General features: G+C 63.0%; 17 protein-coding genes and 2 tRNA genes. 7 read left to right on the top strand and 12 right to left on the bottom strand.

The features are described from left to right. Positions 1-21: 21 nt before the first annotated feature. Positions 22-984 carry an NAD(P)H-quinone oxidoreductase gene (locus M2396_RS23475; protein WP_150572543.1) on the bottom strand — a complete coding sequence of 321 codons (963 nt, stop codon included), beginning with the start codon at positions 982-984 and terminating at the stop codon, positions 22-24. Between the two features lie 141 nt (positions 985-1,125). Between M2396_RS23475 and M2396_RS23470 the strand changes: the two genes are divergently transcribed. Beyond that, positions 1,126-3,207, top strand: coding sequence for a carboxy terminal-processing peptidase (locus tag M2396_RS23470; RefSeq protein ID WP_259078928.1), 2,082 nt, complete (start codon positions 1,126-1,128; stop codon positions 3,205-3,207). Positions 3,208-3,305: 98 nt separating this feature from the next. On the opposite strand, the gene M2396_RS23465 is transcribed toward M2396_RS23470, so the two are convergent. The 7 genes from M2396_RS23465 to nirB all read right to left on the bottom strand — a co-directional run bounded on the left by M2396_RS23465 (position 3,306) and on the right by nirB (position 9,695). Further along, the gene (locus M2396_RS23465) at positions 3,306-3,674 is read right to left on the bottom strand and encodes a hypothetical protein (RefSeq protein ID WP_150572542.1); all 369 of its coding nucleotides are present in this window, start codon (positions 3,672-3,674) and stop codon (positions 3,306-3,308) included. After that, on the bottom strand, positions 3,671-4,021 hold the full coding sequence (locus M2396_RS23460; protein ID WP_259078927.1) for a helix-turn-helix transcriptional regulator: 351 nt from the start codon (positions 4,019-4,021) through the stop codon (positions 3,671-3,673). The genes M2396_RS23465 and M2396_RS23460 overlap by 4 nt, the downstream gene beginning before the upstream one ends. A 100-nt stretch (positions 4,022-4,121) precedes the next feature. Continuing rightward, positions 4,122-4,562: a YkvA family protein gene (locus M2396_RS23455; protein ID WP_259078926.1), complete on the bottom strand. Its 441-nt coding sequence runs from the start codon at positions 4,560-4,562 to the stop codon at positions 4,122-4,124. A 272-nt stretch (positions 4,563-4,834) separates the two neighbouring features. Next, the gene (locus tag M2396_RS23450; RefSeq protein WP_101321704.1) at positions 4,835-5,575 is read right to left on the bottom strand and encodes an FKBP-type peptidyl-prolyl cis-trans isomerase; all 741 of its coding nucleotides are present in this window, start codon (positions 5,573-5,575) and stop codon (positions 4,835-4,837) included. 229 nt (positions 5,576-5,804) lie between these two features. Then, a complete protein-coding gene (pcaQ, locus tag M2396_RS23445) occupies positions 5,805-6,737 on the bottom strand; it encodes a pca operon transcription factor PcaQ (RefSeq protein WP_101321705.1) in 933 nt (310 codons plus the stop codon). A 43-nt stretch (positions 6,738-6,780) separates the two neighbouring features. Then, positions 6,781-7,143 carry a nitrite reductase small subunit NirD gene (gene nirD / locus M2396_RS23440; protein ID WP_101321706.1) on the bottom strand — a complete coding sequence of 121 codons (363 nt, stop codon included), beginning with the start codon at positions 7,141-7,143 and terminating at the stop codon, positions 6,781-6,783. After that, positions 7,143-9,695 carry a nitrite reductase large subunit NirB gene (nirB, locus tag M2396_RS23435; protein ID WP_259078925.1) on the bottom strand — a complete coding sequence of 851 codons (2,553 nt, stop codon included), beginning with the start codon at positions 9,693-9,695 and terminating at the stop codon, positions 7,143-7,145. The genes nirD and nirB overlap by 1 nt, the downstream gene beginning before the upstream one ends. Positions 9,696-10,123: 428 nt before the next feature. Here nirB and map point away from each other — a divergent pair, with 428 nt between their 5' ends. The 3 genes from map to M2396_RS23420 all read left to right on the top strand — a co-directional run bounded on the left by map (position 10,124) and on the right by M2396_RS23420 (position 14,360). After that, positions 10,124-10,915: a type I methionyl aminopeptidase gene (gene map, locus M2396_RS23430; RefSeq protein WP_259078924.1), complete on the top strand. Its 792-nt coding sequence runs from the start codon at positions 10,124-10,126 to the stop codon at positions 10,913-10,915. 107 nt (positions 10,916-11,022) lie between these two features. After that, entirely contained in the window at positions 11,023-11,715 is a 693-nt protein-coding gene (locus tag M2396_RS23425; RefSeq protein WP_150572537.1) for a DUF1266 domain-containing protein, read from the top strand. Then, the gene (locus M2396_RS23420) at positions 11,712-14,360 is read left to right on the top strand and encodes a molecular chaperone DnaJ (protein WP_259078923.1); all 2,649 of its coding nucleotides are present in this window, start codon (positions 11,712-11,714) and stop codon (positions 14,358-14,360) included. Before M2396_RS23425 ends, M2396_RS23420 begins: the two co-directional genes overlap by 4 nt. Before the next feature lie 48 nt (positions 14,361-14,408). Here the strand turns inward: M2396_RS23420 and M2396_RS23415 are convergent, their stop codons facing one another. The 3 genes from M2396_RS23415 to M2396_RS23405 all read right to left on the bottom strand — a co-directional run bounded on the left by M2396_RS23415 (position 14,409) and on the right by M2396_RS23405 (position 16,437). Continuing rightward, positions 14,409-16,115 (bottom strand): molecular chaperone HscC, encoded by a 1,707-nt coding sequence (locus M2396_RS23415; RefSeq protein WP_259078922.1) that lies wholly within the window; start codon positions 16,113-16,115, stop codon positions 14,409-14,411. A 156-nt stretch (positions 16,116-16,271) separates the two neighbouring features. Beyond that, positions 16,272-16,348, bottom strand: a tRNA-Asp gene (locus tag M2396_RS23410). Between the two features lie 13 nt (positions 16,349-16,361). Next, positions 16,362-16,437, bottom strand: a tRNA-Val gene (locus M2396_RS23405). A gap of 206 nt (positions 16,438-16,643) precedes the next feature. Between M2396_RS23405 and rdgC the strand changes: the two genes are divergently transcribed. The 3 genes from rdgC (at position 16,644) to sugE (ending at position 19,032) form a co-directional block, all read left to right on the top strand. After that, a complete protein-coding gene (rdgC, locus tag M2396_RS23400; protein WP_101321711.1) occupies positions 16,644-17,561 on the top strand; it encodes a recombination-associated protein RdgC in 918 nt (305 codons plus the stop codon). Between the two features lie 73 nt (positions 17,562-17,634). Continuing rightward, positions 17,635-18,600 (top strand): bile acid:sodium symporter family protein, encoded by a 966-nt coding sequence (locus M2396_RS23395; protein WP_259078921.1) that lies wholly within the window; start codon positions 17,635-17,637, stop codon positions 18,598-18,600. A 114-nt stretch (positions 18,601-18,714) separates the two neighbouring features. After that, positions 18,715-19,032, top strand: a complete 318-nt coding sequence (gene sugE / locus M2396_RS23390; RefSeq protein ID WP_101321713.1) for a quaternary ammonium compound efflux SMR transporter SugE — start codon at positions 18,715-18,717, stop codon at positions 19,030-19,032. A 495-nt stretch (positions 19,033-19,527) separates the two neighbouring features. On the opposite strand, the gene M2396_RS23385 is transcribed toward sugE, so the two are convergent. Beyond that, complete coding sequence (locus tag M2396_RS23385) at positions 19,528-21,402, bottom strand: MFS transporter (protein WP_259078920.1); 1,875 nt, start codon at positions 21,400-21,402, stop codon at positions 19,528-19,530. Positions 21,403-21,464: the final 62 nt, after the last annotated feature.

The raw sequence follows: 21,464 nt of genomic DNA, 5'->3' as shown, positions 1-21,464 counted from the left end.
CGTAGCCCCGGCATGGCTGACTCAGGCCAGCGTCTGGTCGATCACCAGCACCAGCTTGCCGGAGACCTGATTGGTCGCAAGCTCGGCGTAGGCGGCCTCGGCGAACGCGACCGGATAGGTGTCCACCAGTTGCGCCTTGAGCCGGCCATCGGTGAACAACGGCCAGACCTGCTGGCCGAGCTCCTTGAGCAGTTCGGCCTTGAAGTCATCATCGCGATTGCGCAAGGTCGAGCCGGTCAGCTGCAGGCGCTTGCCGAGAATCTGCGCCAGGTCCAGTTCGACCTTGCGCCCGCCCATCAAGCCGATCATCACCCAGCGCCCGTCGCGGGCCAGCAGCTCGACATTGAGCGGGCCGTAGCTGGCGCCAACCGGGTCAAGGATCACGTCGAACGGGCCCAGTTGCTTGAGGTCATCGAGGTTGGCATTGCGCACCACCCCACCGGCAGCGCCCAGCGCCTCGCAGTAGGCCAGCCGCTCTGGCGAGCCGACGCTGACCCAGACCGGATTACCCAGCGCTTTGCACAGTTGAATCGCCGCCGAGCCGACGCCACTGGCGCCGGCATGCACCAGCAGTTTTTCCCCAGGCTTGAGCCCGCCGAGCTGGAAGATATTCAGCCAGGCCGTGGCATACACCTCGGGGATCGCCGCCGCTTCGTGCAGGCTCAGGCCCTCGGGCACCGGCAGCACGTGGCGAGCATCGACCACCACTTCCTCGGCCATGCCACCGCCCGCCAGCAGCGCACAGACGCGCTCGCCGACGCGCCAGTCGGTGCCGGGGCCGACTTCACTGATGATCCCGGAACATTCCAGCCCCAGGTAAGGGCTGGCGCCCGGCGGCGGTGGGTAATTGCCCGCGATCTGAAGCATATCCGCCCGATTCAGGCCTGCCGCGGCTACGCGAATGCGTACCTGGCCGGCATCACAGGTCGGGCGCTCGGCCTCGACCCACTCCACATGTCCGTCAACGCCTTGCAATGCCTTCACAGTGCCTCCATAGTTGAGTCATGACTGAGCCCGGGATCGCCTTGTCCCGGGCTTTTTGCAGTATTTGCCCGGCTCCATGGAACCGGCGAACGGAATAGACGGCCTACTATGCGTGATCAATTGCCTTTACGTCGAATCAGCATGAAGCATTTTCTGCCCAGCACCGCCCTCGCCCTGCTCATTGGCGTTGGCAGCCTGACGCTTGGCGGCAATGCGGCCGCCGCCAACAAGTGGGAAAGCCTGCAGCCAGACCGGGATGAGGTGGTTGCCAGTCTCAATGTGGTCGAGCTGCTCAAGCGCCACCACTACAGCAAGCCGCCACTGGATGACGCCCGTTCGGTGATCATCTACGACAGCTACATCAAGCTGCTCGATCCATCGCGCAGTTACTTCACGGCCTCGGACATCGCCGAGTTCGACAAGTGGAAGACCCAGTTCGACGATTTCCTCAAGAGCGGCAATCTCGATCCGGGCTTCACCATCTACAAGCGTTACCTGAACCGCGTCAAAGCCCGCCTGGACTTTGCCCTGGCCGAACTCAACAAGGGTGTCGACAAGATCGACTTCACCGTTGACGAGTCGCTGCTGGTCGATCGCAAAGACGCCCCATGGCTGAAAAACGACGCCGAGCTGGACGACCTCTGGCGCAAACGGGTCAAGGATGAAGTGCTGCGCCAGAAGATCGCCGGCAAGGACTTCAAGCAGATCCAGGAAACCCTGATCAAGCGCTACAAGAACCAACTTGCGCGGCTTGACCAGACCCGTGCCGAAGACATCTTCCAGGCCTACATCAACACCTTCGCCCAGTCCTACGACCCGCACACCAATTACCTGTCGCCGGACAACGCCGAAAACTTCGACATCAACATGAGCCTGTCGCTCGAAGGCATCGGTGCGGTGCTGCAGAATGACAACGATCAGGTCAAGATCGTCCGTTTGGTACCGGCCGGCCCTGCCGCCAAGACCAAACAGGTCGCCCCGGCCGACAAGATCATCGGTGTGGCCCAGGGCAACAAGGAAATGGTCGACGTGGTCGGCTGGCGTCTGGACGAAGTGGTCAAGCTGATCCGCGGCCCTAAAGGTTCGGTGGTGCGTCTTGAAGTCATCCCGGCCAGCAATGCGCCGAGCGACCAGACCAGCAAAATCGTTTCGATCACCCGCGAAGCAGTCAAGCTTGAAGAGCAGGCGGCAAAAAAGTCGGTGCTCAAGCTCAAGCAGGATGGCCGTGACTACAAGCTGGGGATCATCGAGATCCCGGCCTTCTACCTCGATTTCAAGGCCTACCGTGCCGGCGATCCTGAGTACAAGAGCACCACGCGCGACGTCAAGAAACTGCTCACCGAACTGCAGAACGAGAAAGTCGACGGCGTGGTCATCGACCTGCGCAACAACGGCGGCGGCTCGTTGCAGGAAGCCACCGAGCTGACCAGCCTGTTCATCGACAAAGGCCCGACCGTGCTGGTACGCAACAGCGACGGCCGCGTCGATGTGCTTGAGGATGAAAACCGCGGCGCCTTCTACAAAGGCCCGCTGACGCTACTGGTCAACCGTCTCTCGGCCTCGGCTTCGGAGATTTTCGCCGGCGCCATGCAGGACTACCATCGCGCCTTGATCATCGGTGGCCAGACCTTCGGCAAAGGCACCGTGCAGACCATCCAGCCGCTCAACCATGGTGAGCTGAAACTGACCCTGGCCAAGTTCTACCGGGTTTCCGGGCAGAGCACCCAGCATCAGGGCGTGCTGCCGGATATCGACTACCCGTCGATCATCGACACCAAGGAAATCGGCGAGAGCGCCCTGCCCGAGGCCATGCCATGGGACACCATCAAGCCGGCGATCAAGCCTGCCGTGGACCCGTTCAAGCCGTTCCTCACCGAGCTGAAGGCCCGCCACGACGCCCGTAGCGCCAAGGATGCCGAGTTCACCTACATCCGTGACCGCCTGGCCCTGAGCCAGAAGCTGATGAGCGAGAAGAGCGTCAGCCTCAACGAGCAGACCCGTCGCGCCCGCCACGATGAGATCGAGGGCAAGCAACTGGCCCTGGAAAACATCCGCCGCAAGGCCAAGGGTGAAGAGCCGCTCAAGGAACTGAAGAAAGAAGACGAAGACGCGCTACCGGTGGAAGATGAAGACACCAAACCGGAAGACGACGCCTACCTGGCCGAAACCGGGCGTATCCTGCTTGACTACCTGAGCCTGAGCTCGTCTGTAGCCAAGAAGTGATCGCCGGCTGACGCCAGTCGCAAAAAAAGGGGGTGGACGCCTAGGTGTCCACCCCTTTTCTTTGTCTGCAGTTTGCTCAGGCAAACGCCCTGCGGCGCTCAGGCTTCTTCTGAATAGGGGTGCTCGAATACCCTGGCCACTTCCGAGGCGTGCCAGGAGGCTGCTTCCATGCCATCGACCGGCCCGGTAAACCTGCCCAGGCGCTCGGCACATTCGAAAAAGCCGGTACGCGGCAGGCGGCTAGCGCCCTGGCTGATCACCAGCGAGCTGCGCAGCGGCTGTTCTGCGCGTGCGTCGATAGCGGCCAGATGCTCCAGCGCGGCGGTCAGCGTCTGCATGGCCGGGGTTGGCAGCTGCAGACGCTCGAGCAGGGCACGGTAGGTCAGCAGGTGGCGCTGGCGGCGGGCCATGTCCAGCTCGCCGAGCAGCCCATCCCAATGCTGGCGACTGATCCTGACGCCGCTCATGATGGCTCGCTCCAGCCAGCAATACCCAGGTGCCAGGCCAGGCTGCGCAGGATCGGCGCACCCGCTTCACGCTCGCCCGCTTCGATCATGGCCAGGTAGGCCGGGCTGATGCCAACGCTGCGCGCCAGCGCTTCAGGGGCCAGGCCCTTGGCTTCCCGCAGGCGGGCCAGCTCGCTGATTGCCGGCAGGCTGGCAGGCGCCGCAACAGGCTCTGCTAGCGTCTGCTCTGCCTTGGCAGGGCTGGACGCAGGCGCCTGGCCGGCAGCGACCAGCAGGGCCTGATACTGCTCCCAGGGAATGACGGCGTATTCGGGCTTATCGTCCCGGCTGATGACCTGAATTTCCATTGCAAACCCCTCACGTAGGACTACTGCATGTAGCCCTTAGGCATAACCTTTATGCCAATTATATGACCAAGCGCGAGGGTCTGCGCGGATCAGGCTGAATTCAAGGCATACCGCGCTCCAGGCGCAGGGCCTCGGGGGTGTCTGGCAGGCGCTCTACCACGCGCAAACGCTCTGGCGTCTGAGCGTCGCGCCAGGCCTTGAAACGGCCCAATTCGTCAGCCACGGTCTTCAATACCCAGCCGAGCACGGCGATGTCATCGAGAAAGCCGACGCCCAGCAGCCAGTCGGGGATCGCATCCAGCGGGCTGACGAAGTACAGCAGGCCGGCCACGATGGTCACCAGCGCCTTCGGGCTGATGGCGCGGTACTCGCCGCGCCACCAGGCCAGGCACAGGCTCTGCATCAAGCGCAGGTCTTCACGCAGTTGGCCAAGCTTGGGACCTTTGCGCGCGACCGCAAACAACAGCGCCGGCAACCGGCCACGGCTGAGCAGACGCTCGGCGAGGGGCAGAAATCGGCTGAAATTCCAGGGTGCACTCATGGGGCCTCCGGGCGATGAGGTTATCCACATTTATTGTGGATAACCTTGTGAACAGGGCACAGTTTCCGCCGCCCCGTGCCGACAGGGCAAGGGTCGCGCTTAGATCGGGCGTTTTTTACCCAATCGTGACAGCTGCGCAAACGTTTTGCGTCATTGGGCAGACATGTACCGGCCACCCAATCTCGGACAAGCAATGCCGGCCGAGGTTCGTCTGGGTGCCCGCAAAAACGACAACGCCCCGTCGAGACGGGGCGTTGTAGACACGCTAAGGCTTACTGAGCCGGAGCTTCGGCTGGCGGCTCGGCGCCTTCGAGCTTGCTCGGATCTTTGATCGCCAGCAGTTCCAGGTCGAACACCAGTACCGAGTTGGCCGGGATCAGCGGGCTCGGGCTCTGTGCGCCGTAAGCCAGCTCAGCCGGGATGTACAGCTTGTACTTCTCACCGACGTGCATCAATTGCAGGCCTTCGACCCAACCTGGGATCACACCGCTGACCGGCAGATCGATCGGGCTGCCGCGCTCGACCGAGCTGTCGAACACCTTGCCATCGATCAGCTTGCCTTCGTAGTGAACGGTCACAACGTCAGAGGCTTTTGGCTGTGGGCCATCGGCTTTCTTCACGACTTCGTACTGCAGGCCGGAAGCGGTGGTCACAACGCCCTGCTTCTTGGCGTTTTCTTCGAGGAACTTCTTGCCAGCCGATGCGGCTTCTTCGCTGGCTTTGGTCAGACGCTCTTCGGCACGCTTTTGCAGCGCGGTGAAGGCCTCGACCAGTTCGTCATCCTTGATGCGCTGCTCTTTCTTGCTGACAGCGTCATCGATACCCATGGCGACTGCTTTCGAATCAAGGTCTTCCATGCCTTCCTGAGCCAGGCTCTTGCCCATGTTCAGGCCGATACCGTAGGAGGCTTTCTGTGCCGGGGTTTTTAGCTCGACGTCGCTGGTCTGAGCGTCGCAGCCCGCCAGAACCAAACTTACCAGGGCAACCGCAGCCGCCAAACGATGTTGTTTCATGCTAGTTCCTTGTTCATGCGCCATAAGGGCAATCAGGGTAAAGCCGCGAGCTTAGCAGGCGGTCGTTACCAATGGCTACCGGCATAGGAGCCGCTTGCGGGCAGTAAGTTCAGTAGGTGAAAGGTTGTTCATGGCAACGCTGCAGCCACTGGCCAGTATTGAGCCCAGATGCTACCTGCGGCGGGTATTGTGGCTATTTATGTCTGCCCTGCGAAACATGACAGATCCGTCAGGGATAAAGCCCTTCGCGGTACTCCCCGGCCAACTCGCGCAGCACCTCGCACACCCACTGCGCCGGAAGGCTCTGCGGCAGCGCGGCATTGCGGCAGATGCCCACCGAGCCACCCGGTTCGTAGATGCCAAGGTCCAGCTCGACCAGCTCGCCGCGGCCCAGGTCGATCAGCACCGCGTCACGCGGGGCGACCCAGACTGCATCGCTGCCCAGCAGGTAGCGCCGGCTCAGCGCCAGCGACAAGGTCTCCAGACGTTGCGCCGGCATGTGGATGCCGCACTGCACAAACAGGCTGTCGGCGTGTTGGCGGATGGTGGTGCCAAGCGGAGGCAACACCAGCGGATAGTCGCCAACCCGGCTGCGTTCGAGCGGCTGTAGCGCCAGCAGCGGATGGCCCGGACGCACCACCAGACTCATCGATTCGCTGTACAGGTGCTCGAATGACAAGCCCTGAATCTGCGGGCTGTCGGTCATGCGCCCGACTACCAACTCCAGCTCACCCAGGCGCAATTGGCCGAGCAACTGCGCACTGACCCCGGTGCTCACGCTGATCAGCAACGCCTGATGGCGCTGATGCAGGCGGCACAGCGCCTCCGGCATGAGCAGGCCTTCGACGGTCGAGAGCACGCCAATGCGCACCTGCGACGGCGCCCGCGCCTCGCCGCGCACACTGCTCACGCCATCGCGCAGGGCCTGCACGCTGGGGCCAGCGTAGCGCATGAAGCGCGTGCCAGCGGTGGTCAGCTCGACGCCCAACCGAGTGCGCTCGAACAGCCGCGTCTCGAGCAACTGCTCAAGCTCCTTGAGGGTCTTGGAAATCGCTGGCTGGCTGATCGCCAGAACGTCGGCCGCACGCGCCAGGCTGCCCTGGCGGGCGATTTCCAGAAAGCACAGCAAGTGGCGGTACTTGATTCGAGTGTCGAGATTCATGCGTAAGAGCAGCTCTGCCCGCGATCAGCGTCGGTCAGCCATCTTAGCGCATCGCCACCTCGACAGCCTCCCCTGCCAGGCGCACCGGCCAGGTCCGCAGCGCCTGCTGCGGGTCTTCCAGGCAGCGCCCGCTGCGCAGGCTGAAGTGCTGCTTGTACAACGGCGCCGCCACCGTCAGCTCGCCACCGATGCTACCGATCAGGCCGCGGCCGATGATATTGGCGCCCGAGCGCGGGTCGCGATTGGCCACGGCATAAAGCGGCTGAGCCTGGCCAGGCAGGTAGAACAGCGCCACCTGCTCGCCGTCCAGCCACACCACTACACCGGAATCGGCGACCAGATCGCCGCGCTGGCAAACTGTTTGCCAGTTGGGTTGTTGCGCTACTGCGACATTGCATGAGTTCATCAGACAGCCTCCTCGACAGTTGGGATCAGGTGCAGCGCGGCCACCGGCCGGCGTTGTTCGCGTTCACGCACAAAGTGCACGTCCGGGTCAGCGCGCTGGTCATTGACGAAGGTGCGGAACCGTTTGAGTTTTTCTGGATCGTTGAGGGCGTTGGCCCACTCGCATTCATACTGATCGACCACGTGCTGCATCTGCGCTTCGAGCTCGGCGCCAAGCAGCAGGCTGTCATCAAGGATCACCGCCTTGAGGTAATCCAGGCCACCTTCCAGGCCCTCGCGCCAGACCGAGGTGCGCTGCAGCTTGTCGGCAGTGCGGATGTAGAACATCAGCACGCGGTCGATCATGCGGATCAGGCTGTCGTCATCGAGGTCGGTGGCAAACAACTCGGCATGCCGCGGGCGCATGCCGCCGTTGCCGCAGACGTAGAGGTTCCAGCCCTTGTCGGTGGCGATCACGCCGATGTCCTTGCTCTGCGCCTCGGCGCACTCGCGGGTGCAGCCGGATACGGCAAACTTGAGTTTGTGCGGCGAGCGCAGGCCCTTGTAGCGGTCTTCCAGGCGCAGGGCCATGGCCACGCTGTCCTGCACGCCGTAGCGGCACCAGGTGCTGCCGACGCAGGATTTGACCGTACGCGTCGACTTGCCATAAGCGTGGCCGGTCTCGAAGCCTGCAGCGATCAGCTCGCCCCAGATCAGCGGCAGTTCGTGCAACTGCGCGCCGAACAGGTCGATGCGCTGACCGCCGGTGATCTTGGTATAGAGGTCGTATTTTTTCGCCACCTGGCCGATCACGATCAGCTTGTCCGGGGTTATCTCGCCACCGGGAATGCGCGGCACCACCGAGTAGGTGCCGTTTTTCTGCATGTTGGCCATGAAGGTGTCGTTGGTGTCCTGCAGCGGCACCAGCGCGGCGTCCATGATCGGCTGGTTCCAGCACGAGGCCAGGATCGAACCCACCGCCGGTTTGCAGATGTCACAGCCGACATGGCCTTTACCGTGACGCTCGAGCAGCTCATTGAAAGTGCGGATGCCCTCGACCCGGACCAGCCCATAAAGCTCCTGGCGGGTATAGCCGAAGTGCTCGCACAGGCTCTTGTCGACGGTGACCCCACGGGCAGTCAACTCGTGCTCGAAGACCTGCTTGAGCAGCGCCGCGCAACCGCCGCAACCGCTGGCCGCCTTGGTGCAACTCTTGACCGCGGCGAGGTCGCTGCAGCCGCTGTCGATGGCCGCACAGACCGCGCCCTTGCTGACGTTGTGGCAGGAGCAGATGGTCGCCGTATCGGGCAAGGCATCGGCACCCAGCGCCGGCGCGCCGCCGCCCTGCGGCAGGATCAGCGTGGCCGGATCAGCTGGCAGGGCAATGCCGTTCTGGCAGTACTGCAGCAGGGTGTCGTAGTAGCTGTTGTCACCGACCAGCACCGCGCCGAGCACGTGCGTGCCGCTGGCATCGACCACCAGCCGGCGATAGGCCGCGTTGGCCTCGTCGATGAAGCGGTAACTGCGCGCGCCAGGAGTCGCGCCGTGGGCGTCGCCGATCGAGCCGACATCGACTCCAAGCAGCTTGAGTTTGGTTGACATGTCGGCGCCGGTGAACGGGGTGGACGTTTCACCAAGCAACAGCGCAGCAAGGTTGCGCGCCATGCTGTAACCGGGCGCGACCAGGCCGAACACGCTGCCATTCCACGAGGCGCACTCGCCGATGGCGAAGATCTGCGGGTCGCTGCTGCGGCAATCGTGGTCGATCGCCACCCCGCCACGCGCACCAATCTCCAGGCCGCAGGCGCGGCCGAGGGCGTCTTGTGCGCGGATACCGGCAGAGAACACGATCAGGTCGGTTTCAAGATACTCGCCACCGTCGAAATTCATTCGATAGCGGTACTCACTGCCGGTGCTGATCGACTGGGTGGCGCGTGACACATGCACCCCCACGCCCAGCGCCTCGATCTGCGCCTTCAATGCCGCGCCGCCTTCGCTGTCGAGCTGCACCGGCATCAAGCGCGGCGCGAACTCCACCACGTGTGCTTCCAGGCCCAGCGACTTCAAGGCGTTGGCCGCCTCGAGGCCCAGCAAGCCGCCACCGACCACCACACCCCGGCGGCTGCCGCTGGCGGCGGCGCGAATGGCGTCAAGGTCATCCAGAGTGCGATAGACCAGCCGCGACGTGCCGCTGGAGCCTTCGACTGGCGGCACGAACGGATAAGAGCCGGTGGCCAGGACCAACTGGTCGTAGCCATAACGGCCCTCTGCGGTGACCACTTCACAGCGCTCGCGATCGATCTCGAGCACGCCCTCGCCGAGGTGCAGGTGCACGCCGTGGCGATCGTAGAAATCCGCCTCGCACATGGCCAGCGCTTCGCTGTCGCTGCCGGCGAAGTACTCTGAGAGATGTACGCGATCGTAGGCGCGCTGACGCTCCTCGCCGAATACGCGCACCTCGAAGCGCGCCAATGCGCCGCGCTCGACCAGTTGCTCGACGCAGTGATGGCCGACCATGCCGTTGCCGACGATGACCAGTCGCTGAAGTTGTCCGCCGTTCGCTGTTGCCTGCATAGCCGATCCTCGATCACGGGTTGGCGGGGTTGGCCGCCGCAAAGACAAAAAAAAACGCCTGGAGCCGAAGCTCCAGGCGCCTTTGCCTGTTCTCATCTGGGTGAGGCCCCTGATTGATCGCCGTTGATCAGTGGGGCGTGTTGTAGCTGGGTCAAAGCAGGGACTGTGCCAGTTCTGGGGTATTGAGGTGAACCATGGGTCCGCTTTGCGGCCCTTTCCGACCGGTCCGGCGCCCCGGCAAGGCCGCTACAGCGGATCGGCGCGGGTGCAGACGGTAGTAGCGAGAAAGTCGATGCGCCGCCTATGGGGGGATTTTCGACTCGTCTTGGTGCACGTGTCCCCATCCTGGGGCACGGCGCTGCGGTGGCAAGGCTGGGTGCCATGGGGATATGCTGCAGCCTGATTCAAGTGAGGTCTTTGAAGCGCCAATGTCCCAAGCCATCCTCAAGACAGCCGAACAACTCGACCTGATGCGCCGCGCCGGCCAGTTGCTGGCGCAAGTGTTTGCCGAACTCGACGGCTTCATCCGCCCCGGCGTGACCACGATGCAGATCAACGACCACGCCGAGGCGTTCATCGTCCAGACCCTGCGCGCCCGGCCGGCCAGCAAGGGCCAATACGGTTTTCCCTATTCGCTGAACACTTCGGTCGATCACGTCGTCTGTCACGGCATGCCCAAGGCTGACGAAGTGCTCGCTGAAGGCTCGGTCGTCAACGTCGACATCACCCTGGAACAAGGCGGTTATATCGCCGACTCGTCGAAGATGTACCGCATCGGCGCGATCAGCGCTGAAGCCGAGCGGTTGGTAGAAACCACTTATGACGCGCTCTGGCGCGGCATCGAGCAAGTTCGCCCGGGGGCCACTCTGGGCGACATCGGCCACGCCATTCAGAGCACCGCCGAAGCGGCTGGCTACAGCGTAGTACGTGAATACTGTGGCCATGGCATCGGCCAGCAGATGCACGAAAAACCGGAAATCCTCCACTTCGGCCAACGCGGCATGGGCATGAAGCTCAAGCCGGGCATGGTCTTCACCATCGAGCCGATGATCAACCAGGGCGCGCGCGGCACCCGCGAGCTGAAAGATGGCTGGACGGTGATCACCCGCGACGGCGCGCTGTCGGCGCAGTGGGAACACACCGTTGCGGTCACTGCTGACGGTTATGAAGTGCTGACCCTGCGCGAGGAAGAACGTCTGGCCGGAAAAACGGTCAGCTGAAGCGCCATCCCGAGCAGGCCATTTGCCGCCGTGCTGCCGCTATTTACAATCGCCACCCGCAAGGCCGGCCGTCATCCCTGTTCTGCGCCGGCCCAGGAGTCCGTGTCATGGAAGAAACCGCGCAGCATTGGCTGCATGCCTTGTCCGCACCGATGGCTGCCCTCAACGGTGCCAGCTACACCGCGCCGGACTATCACGAGGGCGACGACCAGAGCGACCTCGAACGCTGGTGGGGCATCAGCAACCGTGCGCAGTTGCTGGACATGCTCGGCATGGCTGACAACGGCCACGCCACCGAGCTGTCCGAAGCCTACTGGCAGTTCCAGCGCTGCTTGCCCAGCCAATGGCAAGCGCTGCTCGAGCGCCTGCCCGAACGGGACCGGATCAAGTACCAGTACGCCGCCCGCACCTACCCGGACTGCGGCCCCGGCGGCACCCGCGCCTGGGACCTGGGACGGATGAGCTTTCTGCTGCGCGCCGGGCTGAAAAAGTCCTATATCACTGCCGAAGAAAGCCTCTACCTGCATTACCGCCTGGCCTTGCGTGCCCGCCATTACTACAACAGCTGGGACGGTTACCTGGCCGGCTACCTGTTCGGCAAGGCGCTGTGGAACGTCTCTGACAGCAGCGAGCAGGCACTCGCCGCCGAACTCGAACGCCAGGGCAATGAGCACTGGAACCGCTGCATCCTGCTCAACCTGCGCCTGGGTGCCAGCGAGCTGCTGGCCAGCCTCAGCTGGGATCTGCCATTACCTGAACCGGAACGCCCGGCATCGCTGGAAGAGGACTGCTGGTCATGAGTTGCTGGATACGCCTTGGCCTGGAACCGACCCAGGACCTCAATCTGATCCGCCAGGCCTACCGCAGTCTGCTGCCGGCACATCATCCGGAAACTGACCCGCAAGGTTTCCAGGCGCTGCGCGAGGCCTACGAACAAGCGCTGCGCCTGGCCCGTGAAAGCGAGGCCGACGCCGCGCCAGTGGTCGAAGCCGAAGCCAGAGCTGACGAGATGTCAGGCGCATTGCGCGGTTTTCACCGGTTGCTGGAAGACCCCACCCTGCGTTTCGATCCCGCCGCCTGGCAGGGCTACATCGCCGAGCTCGACGAACTGCCGTTGGACGAACTGGAACAACTGAGCTGGCAGCTGCTGCATGAACTGCGCAGCTGCGGGCCGATTTCGCACCGCTGTGCCGGCCTGCTGGCACAGCGCCTGGGTTGGGCTGAACAGTTGCTGCGCCTGCAAGACCCGCAGGAGGTCGAAGCATTCCTCCAGCGCCTGAGCGAACCCGATCCGTTCGATACCAGCTTGATGCGCGACTGGCCACCCGCTGCGCAATTGGAGACGCTGTGGTACTTCCGCAGCCTGGAATACTGCTTCAATCAGCGCCCGCTGTTCGAGTACGAGCAGTTCGTACAGGCACACACCTGCCTCGCCTTCCCCAACGACGAAGCTCTGCTGCAACGCCTGCTGGTGCAGTTCTGCCAGGCCGGGATCGGCAGCCAGACCCTGCACGCGCAGGTGCAGCAGCAACTGCAACAGGCGCCCGACGATGTCGACCTGCTGTACCTGCTGGCGCGCCAGGCCGAGGCGCTTGGCGCTGAACAGCAGGCACTGGAATGCTGGCTGCGGCTGTGGCGCGAACATCGCCACCCGCAGGCCGAGCGCTGGCTGCTCAACCTGTGCGCACGGCACCAGCCGCAGCGCTTGCCACTGCTGATCCAGGCGTTCGACCTGCAGACCCCGTGCGACAGCTGGCCGGCCGACCTCGCCGACCCGGCGCAGGCCTGGGGTAGCCCGTCGCAGAGCCCGCAGACCTTGTCGCGCTGGCTCGAAGCGGCGCGGCTTGAACTGGGCGACATTGCCGCGACATTCATCGATTGGCGCCTGGACGGTGACGACGAATTGCCGCTGCTGGCCTGGTTGCTGCAGGAGCAGCCGGACGCAGACTTGCAGCGCTTGTACTGGCTGGCCTGGGCCCTGCAACGCGGTGAAGCCGAGCTGCTGCGTCTGGTAGTCGCTGAGCCAGCGCGGGAAGACACTCTCGATAACCTGATCCTCGAAGGCTTGCAAGCGCAAGCGGCGCAGCAGCTGCACTGGCTCGAACAGTCGCCGGTGGTGCAGGCATTGGTAGATCTCTGCGCAGCCAATGATCCACGCGCACAGTTGCCTGAAGCGCTCAGTGAAGACGCCATCCGCCCGGTCTGCCGCGAGTGGCTGCGGCGTATGCGGGTGTATCCCGAGCACGCCCTGCATGAACTCAACAGCCAGTTAGACATGCGCCGCATGTTCACCCGGCCGTTCGCCCTGCAGACGCAGGAAGCCCTGGCCGCCCATGGCGCGCCACTACCAGCGCCGGCGGCGGGCGAATCACTGTGGGCCTGGCACCGTCAGCAGCTGTTCATGCTGGCGCTGTTCGACCAGCCAAGCCGCTGGCTGGCGTTGATCGACCCGCAACTGCCCGGGCAACTGCACTACCCTGCCGAGCACCCGTTTGCCTCGCTGCACAGCGCACTGCTGCAGGCCATCGCCGGGCCGCATGGCAGCAGCGATGTGCTGGCCGCGCTGGACTACAACGAGCCGCTGCAAGGCCTGCTCGCCAGCCGCGTGCTGAGCCTGCGCACGGCCCTCGACAGCAGCCGCCTGCCCACCGCTGCGCAGTTGCTGACCTGCCTGGAAAACGAACCGGCGGTGCTCGACGATTACCCACTGGGCAAAATGCTGTTCTGCGCCGTGCTCTATCACGATCGCAGCCTCGACGAAGCCCAGCGCACCCGCCTGCGCGATCGCCTCGAGGCGCTGTACATCGAGGACTACTGGTACGAGCCGTTACGCCGCAGCCTGGTGGCCGGCAAGTGCACACATCCAAGCGGGCAGCTACTGCGTAAACAAGGGATGGCCAGCGCCCCGTTCAACGACGCTCTGGATGCCCTCGACAGCCTGCTCAATGACTGCGCACCGCCGAAAACGCGGTTGTTGCGTAGATTGCAGAAAGCCAAGGACAACGTCGACCTCGACCCCGGCCTGCGCTGCGCGATCATGGCGTTGCTGGGCTGGACCGAGCGCATGCTGCGCAACAACAGCAAGCAGGTGGCGCAGCCAATGTGGGCGGTGTGGAAGCTCAACAGCCGCCTCGACCGCAAGGGCTTCGGCCTGCATCTGTTAGCGGTGATCGCCTGCGGCAGCCTGATGACCTTGCTGCCGGCGATGGCAGCGCCGATGGTGCTGCTGATGGTCAGCGCCATGCTGCGGCGCCTGCGCGACCTTGGCCAGGGCGTGCCGGTGCTGATCCTGCTTGTGGTGCTCAGCCGGGTGCTGCCGGTGGTGCCGCTGATACTGGTGAGCCTACCGGGCGACAAACTGCCCAACCGCTATGGGCCAGTGCCGGGCAAGGCGGCCGATCTGGAGGGTGGTTTGCAGGCGGCCTTGCGCCGGATGAACGGCTAGCCATCACCCTGAGCAAGGCAACGGGCCGCAGTGCGGCCCGAGCCAAGGTCAGTAACGCAGCTCGTCCAGCGCCTGGCTCAATTGCTGGCGCTGGCGGCTGATCTCGCCGGCCTGCTGCCCGGCCAACACTCCGTTGAACGTATCCAGCCAGCTGCCGATCAGCTCGCGCTCATCGCCCAGGCTCTGCATCCAGGCCCGCTCCAGCCGCGCCAGCAAGGTCCGGTTGGGCAAGGCATCGCGTGGGTGAATCTTCAGCCGCGACAAGCGCTCATGGCTGGCCTGGCGTGCATCCTGATCCAGCCCGGTCGGGCTGCGGTCAATGCTGTGGCTGTGTTTGAGGCCGGTTTCGATGAATGTCACATCGACTTCAAGCAAGCCGTTGATGTCGTAGCTGAAACGCACGTCCAGTGACTGAATCTGCCCGGTCGACTGCAGCGGGACCTCGAAACTGTCGACCAGAATATTGTCACGCACCCAGGGACGCTCGCCTTGGTATACCGCGATACGCACGGTTTTTTGCTCCGGGTGAGTGCTGTAGAAGCGCTCGACCCGTGAGGTGGGGATCACCGTATTACGTTCGATGATCGGCGAAAACGCGCCGGCGCTCTGCTCGCCACGCTGCGAGGCAATGCCCAGGGTATACGGGCACACGTCGGTCAGGATCAATTCGTCGACGGCCGCATCGCGTGCCTTGCAAGCCGCCTGGCTGGCGGCGCCAAGGGCGACGATGGTGTCTGGGTCCAGGTGCCGGTACGGCAGCCGGCCAAACAGCTTGGCCACCAACTGCTGCACCTGCGGCATGCGCGTGGCGCCGCCGACCAGCACCAGGCTGTCGAGCTCCTTGGGGCTCAAGCGCGCATCGCGCAGGGCCTGTTCGATCGGTGCGCGCACCCGAGCCAGCAACGGCGCCCAGATGCCCTGCAGCTTGAGGTCGTCGAGCTGCCACTCACGGGCCTGGCCGTCGCCTTGCCAGGTCAAGGTCGATTGCCCCTCACCCAGCGCATGTTTGAACTGGTCGATGGCGTCGTGCAGGCCGGCCAGCGCCTGTGGCTCGAGCTGCTCGAGTTTGAGCCCCCAGTCGCGCAGGCACGCCAGCAACAATGCATCGGTAAAGTCTTCACCGCCCAGATAGTTGTCACCGGTGGAGGCATGCACTTCGATCAGCGGCAGCGCGTATTCCAGCACGGTCACATCGAAGGTGCCGCCGCCCAGGTCGAAAACCAGTGTGCGCTCGAACTTTTGTTCGTGCAGGCCGTAGGCCATGGCTGCTGCGGTTGGTTCGTTGATCAGCCGCTGCACCTTGAGCCCGGCCAACTCTGCGGCAAACACCGTGCGCTTGCGCTGCTCGTCACTGAAATAGGCTGGAACCGAGATAACCGCTTCGCTGACCGGGCAGCCCAGATACGCTTCGGCATCCTGCTTCAAGGCTCCCAGCACCAGCGCCGACAGTTCTTCAGGGGTGAAGCGATGCTCGCCCAGCTCGAAGCGCTTGTCGCTGCCCATGAACCGTTTGAAGGCAGCTGCGCTGCGCAGCGGATGGGTGGTCAGGCGGGCTTTGGCGGCTTTGCCGACCAGAATACTGCCATCGTCATCGACGCTGACCACCGATGGCGTCAGTACCTCGCCGAGGGCATTGGCGATCAGTTGGGCTTGGCCATCCTGCCATACGGCGATCAGGCTGTTGGTGGTGCCCAGGTCGATACCGAGCAAGGGCGCCGCAGCGGCGGGCGTTGGAGAGGTACGGGCATCCTGCATGGTCGGTCTCTTGCGTGCAATGAAGAGCCGGAGCACAGCCTGTTGGCCGCGACCGGCGGACAAGGCATTCTGACGCAATGCCAGAAACAAAAAAAGCGACCCTAAGGTCGCTTTCTCTGTCGCTTCAAGGTGTTCAGTTGGCCTTGAAGCTCAATATGGCGCAGCGGACGGGACTCGAACCCGCGACCCCCGGCGTGACAGGCCGGTATTCTAACCGACTGAACTACCGCTGCGCTATACATCGAGTGGTGGGTGATGACGGGATCGAACCGCCGACCCTCTGCTTGTAAGGCAGATGCTCTCCCGGCTGAGCTAATCACCCTTCGTCTCGGTGTGGCGCGCATTCTACGGAGGACATACCACCCTGGCAAGCACTTTTTTCAAATAATTTTGCAGGCCTTTCAAGGACCTAGCGCTATCAGGCTTTTATTGACCATTAACCGCCTGATGGCCCTCTGACAGGGTTGGCCGCATGGCCCCAGTCGGAGAATAATGCCCGCCTTATGCATTAAGGAGAGATCTACCCCCATGTGGTTCAAGAACCTGCTGACCTACCGCCTGACCCAGGAAGTCCCATTCGAGCCTGAGGCACTGGAAACTGCCCTGGCCAGCAAGCCGGCCCGTCCGTGCGCCAGCCAGGAGCTGACCACCTATGGTTTCGTCGCGCCGTTCGGCAAGGGTGAAGACGCCCCGCTGGTGCACGTCAGCGGCGAGTACCTGCTGATTGCCGCGCGCAAGGAAGAGCGCATCCTGCCCAGCAGCGTGGTCAACGACGCGGTCAAAGAAAAGATCGAAGAGATCGAGACCGAGCAGATGCGCAAGGTCTATAAGAAAGAACGCGACCAGATCAAGGACGAGATCATCCAGGCCTTCCTGCCACGCGCCTTCATTCGTCGCTCGATGATCTTTGCCGCCATCGCCCCGCGTCAGGGCCTGATCCTGGTCAACTCGGCCAGCGCCAAGCGCGCCGAAGACCTGCTGTCGACCCTGCGTGAAGTGATGGGCTCGCTGCCGGTACGCCCGGTCACCGTGAAGGCCGCGCCTAGCGCGACCATGACCGAGTGGGTCACTTCGCAGGCGGCTGAGGACTTCCATGTCCTGGACGAGTGCGAGCTGCGTGACACCCACGAAGACGGCGGCATCGTCCGCTGCAAGCGCCAGGACCTGAAAAGCGACGAGATCCAGCTGCACCTGGGCAATGGCAAGGTCGTCACCCAGCTGGCCTTGGCCTGGCAGGACAAGCTGTCGTTCGTACTCGACGACAAGACCGTGATCAAGCGCCTGAAGTTCGAAGAACTGCTGCAGGAGCAGGCCGAGCAGGACGGCGGTGAAGAAGCGCAGCAGCAGTTCGATGCGAGCTTCCTGCTGATGATGATGACCTTCAAGGAGTTCCTGCCGGCGCTGTTTGAAGCGCTGGGTGGTGAAGACATTCCGCAGGGCGTCTGATTGCGGCGTGGGGTTGCCCGCGCAGCCCCACCTGCATCGATTGGCTACTTAATGGAAGAACAAGGATTGTCCCATGCGTGCCCTCGCCGCCCTCAGCCGTTTCGTCGGCAACACCTTCGCCCTCTGGGTATTACTGTTTGCCTGCCTGGCGTTCCTGCAGCCGCAATGGTTCATCGGCCTGAAGGTAGCCATCGTGCCGCTGCTCGGGCTGGTGATGTTCGGCATGGGCCTGACCCTCAAGCTCGACGACTTCGCCGCCCTCGCCCGCCAGCCCTGGCGGGTTGCGCTTGGGGTTGTCGCGCACTTTGTGATCATGCCGGGCATGGCCTGGCTGCTGTGTCAGCTGTTCCAGCTTCCGGCAGAGATTGCCGTCGGTGTGATTCTGGTAGGTTGCTGCCCGAGTGGCACGGCCTCGAACGTGATGGTCTGGCTGTCCAAGGGTGACCTGGCGCTGGCGGTGGCGATCGCGGCGGTGACTACCCTGCTGGCGCCGTTGCTGACACCTGCGCTGATCTGGTTCCTGGCTTCGGCCTGGCTACCGGTCTCGTTCATGGACATGTTCTGGTCGATTCTGCAGCTGGTGATGCTGCCGATCATTCTCGGCGTGCTCGCCCAGCGCTTGCTGGGCGCACGGGTGCAGGCTGCGGTGCAGGTGCTGCCGCTGGTATCGGTGGTGAGCATCGTGATGATCGTCTGCGCGGTAGTTGCGGCCAGCCAGGCGAAGATCGCCGAATCGGGGTTGCTGATCATGGCAGTGGTGATACTGCATAACAGCTTTGGCTATTTGCTTGGCTACCTCACCGGCAAGCTGTGCAAGTTGCCGCTGGCTCAGCGCAAGTCGCTGGCGCTGGAAGTTGGCATGCAGAACTCGGGGCTGGGCGCGGCGTTGGCGGCGGCGCATTTTTCGCCGTTGGCGGCGGTGCCGAGCGCGTTGTTCAGTGTGTGGCACAACATTTCTGGTGCGTTGCTTTCGACCTGGTTCCGGCGCATGCGGGAGCCGGGGCATACCCGGGTTGAAACCAGGCCCGAGGCTCATTGACTTGCCTTGGTAAACGCACGTGTGCAATATAGTGCACACGTGAGGACGACCTCACCACGCACTGCGTGACCAGCCTGGGGACGGCCCCATCCTTAATAAGATGGAGACTCACAGATGTCCTGGATCATTCTGTTTTTCGCCGGCCTGTTCGAAGTGGGCTGGGCGGTAGGTTTGAAATATACCGACGGGTTTACCCGGCCGTTGCCTACTGTGCTTACGGTGGGTGCGATGGTGATCAGCCTTGGCTTGCTGGGGTTGGCCATGAAGGAGTTGCCGCTAGGGACTGCTTACGCCATCTGGACCGGGGTGGGGGCGGTCGGTACGGTAATTGCCGGGATTATCCTGTTTGGGGAGTCGATGGCTTTGATTCGGCTGCTTAGTGTGGCTTTGATCATTACTGGGTTGGTGGGGTTGAAGGTTAGTGCTAGCTGATGGAGTGACTGGCGGTTTTGGGCACTATCCATTTGATCTGACGGCTGTTCGGGCCCCTTTCGCCCTTACGGCGAGTCCCTTTTGGTCGTACTGCGTCCGCGGCAAAACGAACCAAAAGCCGTCGCTCCCACATACGGCCCCTGCGCTGCGGGGTTCCCTCTCTCCGGTATTGCTCCCGGGAGGACCGCGCTGAACGGGCCCTCCTGGCCCGCAGCGCTTGCCGGGGTCGCTTCGCGACACAAGGCCGCTCCTACAGGCAACGCGTAATTGTATAATGCGCGGTCAAATGTAGGAGCGGCCTTGTGTCGCGAAAGGGCCGCAGAGCGGCCCCAGCTCTCGATCTGCGCCAGCCCAGCGCAGGGGCCGGATGTGGAGCCAGGCGTTTTTTGTGGTTACTTTTTTGGCGCGTTTGGCAAAAAAGTGACTCGCCGTAAGGGCGAAAGGAGCCCTAACAGCCACCACAAAAAACGGATAAGCCCCCAGTCCAGAAAACCCTCAACGCCGCCCCCCACGCAACCCCAAAACCCGCTCCCGCAATACCTCAGGCCCCGCCAAATCCCCAACAACAGCCTCCCCAGCCACAATGGTCACCCGCGACCACAGCCGCTTGAACAGGCCCTTGGCCGGATCGCGGCTGAAGAAACTTCCCCACAACCCTTGCAAGGCCAGCGGAATCACCGGTACCGGGGTTACCTGCAGAATCCGCGTGACCCCACTCTTGAACTCATCGATCTCACCATCGGCCGTCAGTTTGCCCTCAGGGAAGATACACACCACCTCACCCGCCGTCAGGGCCGCAGCGATGCGCGCGAAGGCCCGCTCATAGGTGGCTTCATCCTCATTTCGCCCAGCAATCGGGATCGCCCCAGCGGTGCGGAAGATGAAGTTGAGCACCGGCAAGTTATAGATCTTGTAGTACATGACAAACCGAATCGGCCGGCGAATCGCCCCAGCGATCAACAGCGCATCGACGAACGACACATGGTTGCACACCAGCAGCGCCGCCCCCTCATCAGGAATACGCTGCAGGTCCCGATGCTCGACCCGATACATCGAGTGACTCAGCAGCCAGATCAAGAAGCGCATGGTGAATTCAGGCACGATGCTGAAGATATAAGCGTTAACGGCAATATTAAGCAGCGACACCACCAGAAACAGCTGTGGAATGGTCAGCTCGACCACGCTCAACAGCACAATGGTGACCAACGCCGACACCACCATGAACAACGCATTGAGAATGTTGTTGGCAGCAATCACCCGCGCCCGCTCACCCTCGGCAGTCCGCGCCTGGATCAGCGCATACAGCGGCACGATATAGAACCCGCCAAACACCCCAAGGCCAACGATCGACAGCATGATCCACCAAGCCTGGTGCATGCCCAACAACGCCAGCCAGTCGTGCGCCACGTCGGTGCTCGGCACATCGCCCGAATGCCACCACCAGAGCAGGCCGAACAAGGTCAGGCCGAACGAGCCGAACGGCACTAGGCCGATTTCCACCTTGCGCCCACTGAGCCGCTCGCACAGTAGCGAACCCACCGCGATGCCTACTGAGAACAACGTCAGTACCAGCGTCACCACCGTCTCGTCGCCGTGCAGCCAGTCCTTGGCGTAGGCCGGGATCTGGGTCAGATAGATAGCCCCGACAAACCAGAACCACGAGTTGCCGACAATCGAGCGCGACACCGCCGGCGTCTGCCCAAGCCCCAAGCGCAAGGTTGCCCAGGACTGCTTGAAGATGTTCCAGTCGAGCTTCATCTGCGGCGCCACCGCAGCAGCGCGCGGGATCCAGCGGCTGGCCAGATAGCCGAGCACGGCGGTGCCGACGATGCCGCCGGCGACCACCGTTGCATAGCTGCTGGACGACATCATCACGCCAGCGCCAATGGTGCCCGCCAGAATAGCCAGGAACGTGCCCATCTCGACCAGGCCATTACCACCGACCAACTCGTCCTCGCGCAGCGCCTGCGGCAGGATCGAATATTTGACCGGCCCAAACAGCGCCGAGTGGGTGCCCATGGCGAACAGCGCCAGCAGCATCAGCACCAGGTGATTGCTGACAAAACCCACCGCGCCGATCGCCATGATGACGATCTCGGCCAGCTTGATCGCCCGTATCAGCGCATCCTTGGCGAACTTCTCGCCAAACTGCCCGGCCAGTGCCGAGAACAGGAAGAACGGCAGAATGAACAGCAGCGCGCACAGGTTGACCCAGATCGAGCGGTCGCCCTCCAGGCTGAGCTTGTACAGGATCGCCAGGATCAACGACTGCTTGAACAGGTTGTCATTGAACGCGCCCAGTGACTGGGTGATGAAAAACGGCAAGAAGCGCCGCTTGCCGAGCAAGGTAAATTGCGAGGGGTGACTCATCAATCGATTCCCTGAGTGATGCCGGTGGCTGTTTGTTGATTAGAATGCACCTGAGCGTCATT

Origin of the sequence: Pseudomonas sp. BIGb0278, assembly GCF_024809895.1 — a bacterium.
GTDB classification, from domain to species: domain Bacteria; phylum Pseudomonadota; class Gammaproteobacteria; order Pseudomonadales; family Pseudomonadaceae; genus Aquipseudomonas; species Aquipseudomonas shirazensis.
This window is presented reverse-complemented; position numbering and strand designations above follow the sequence as displayed.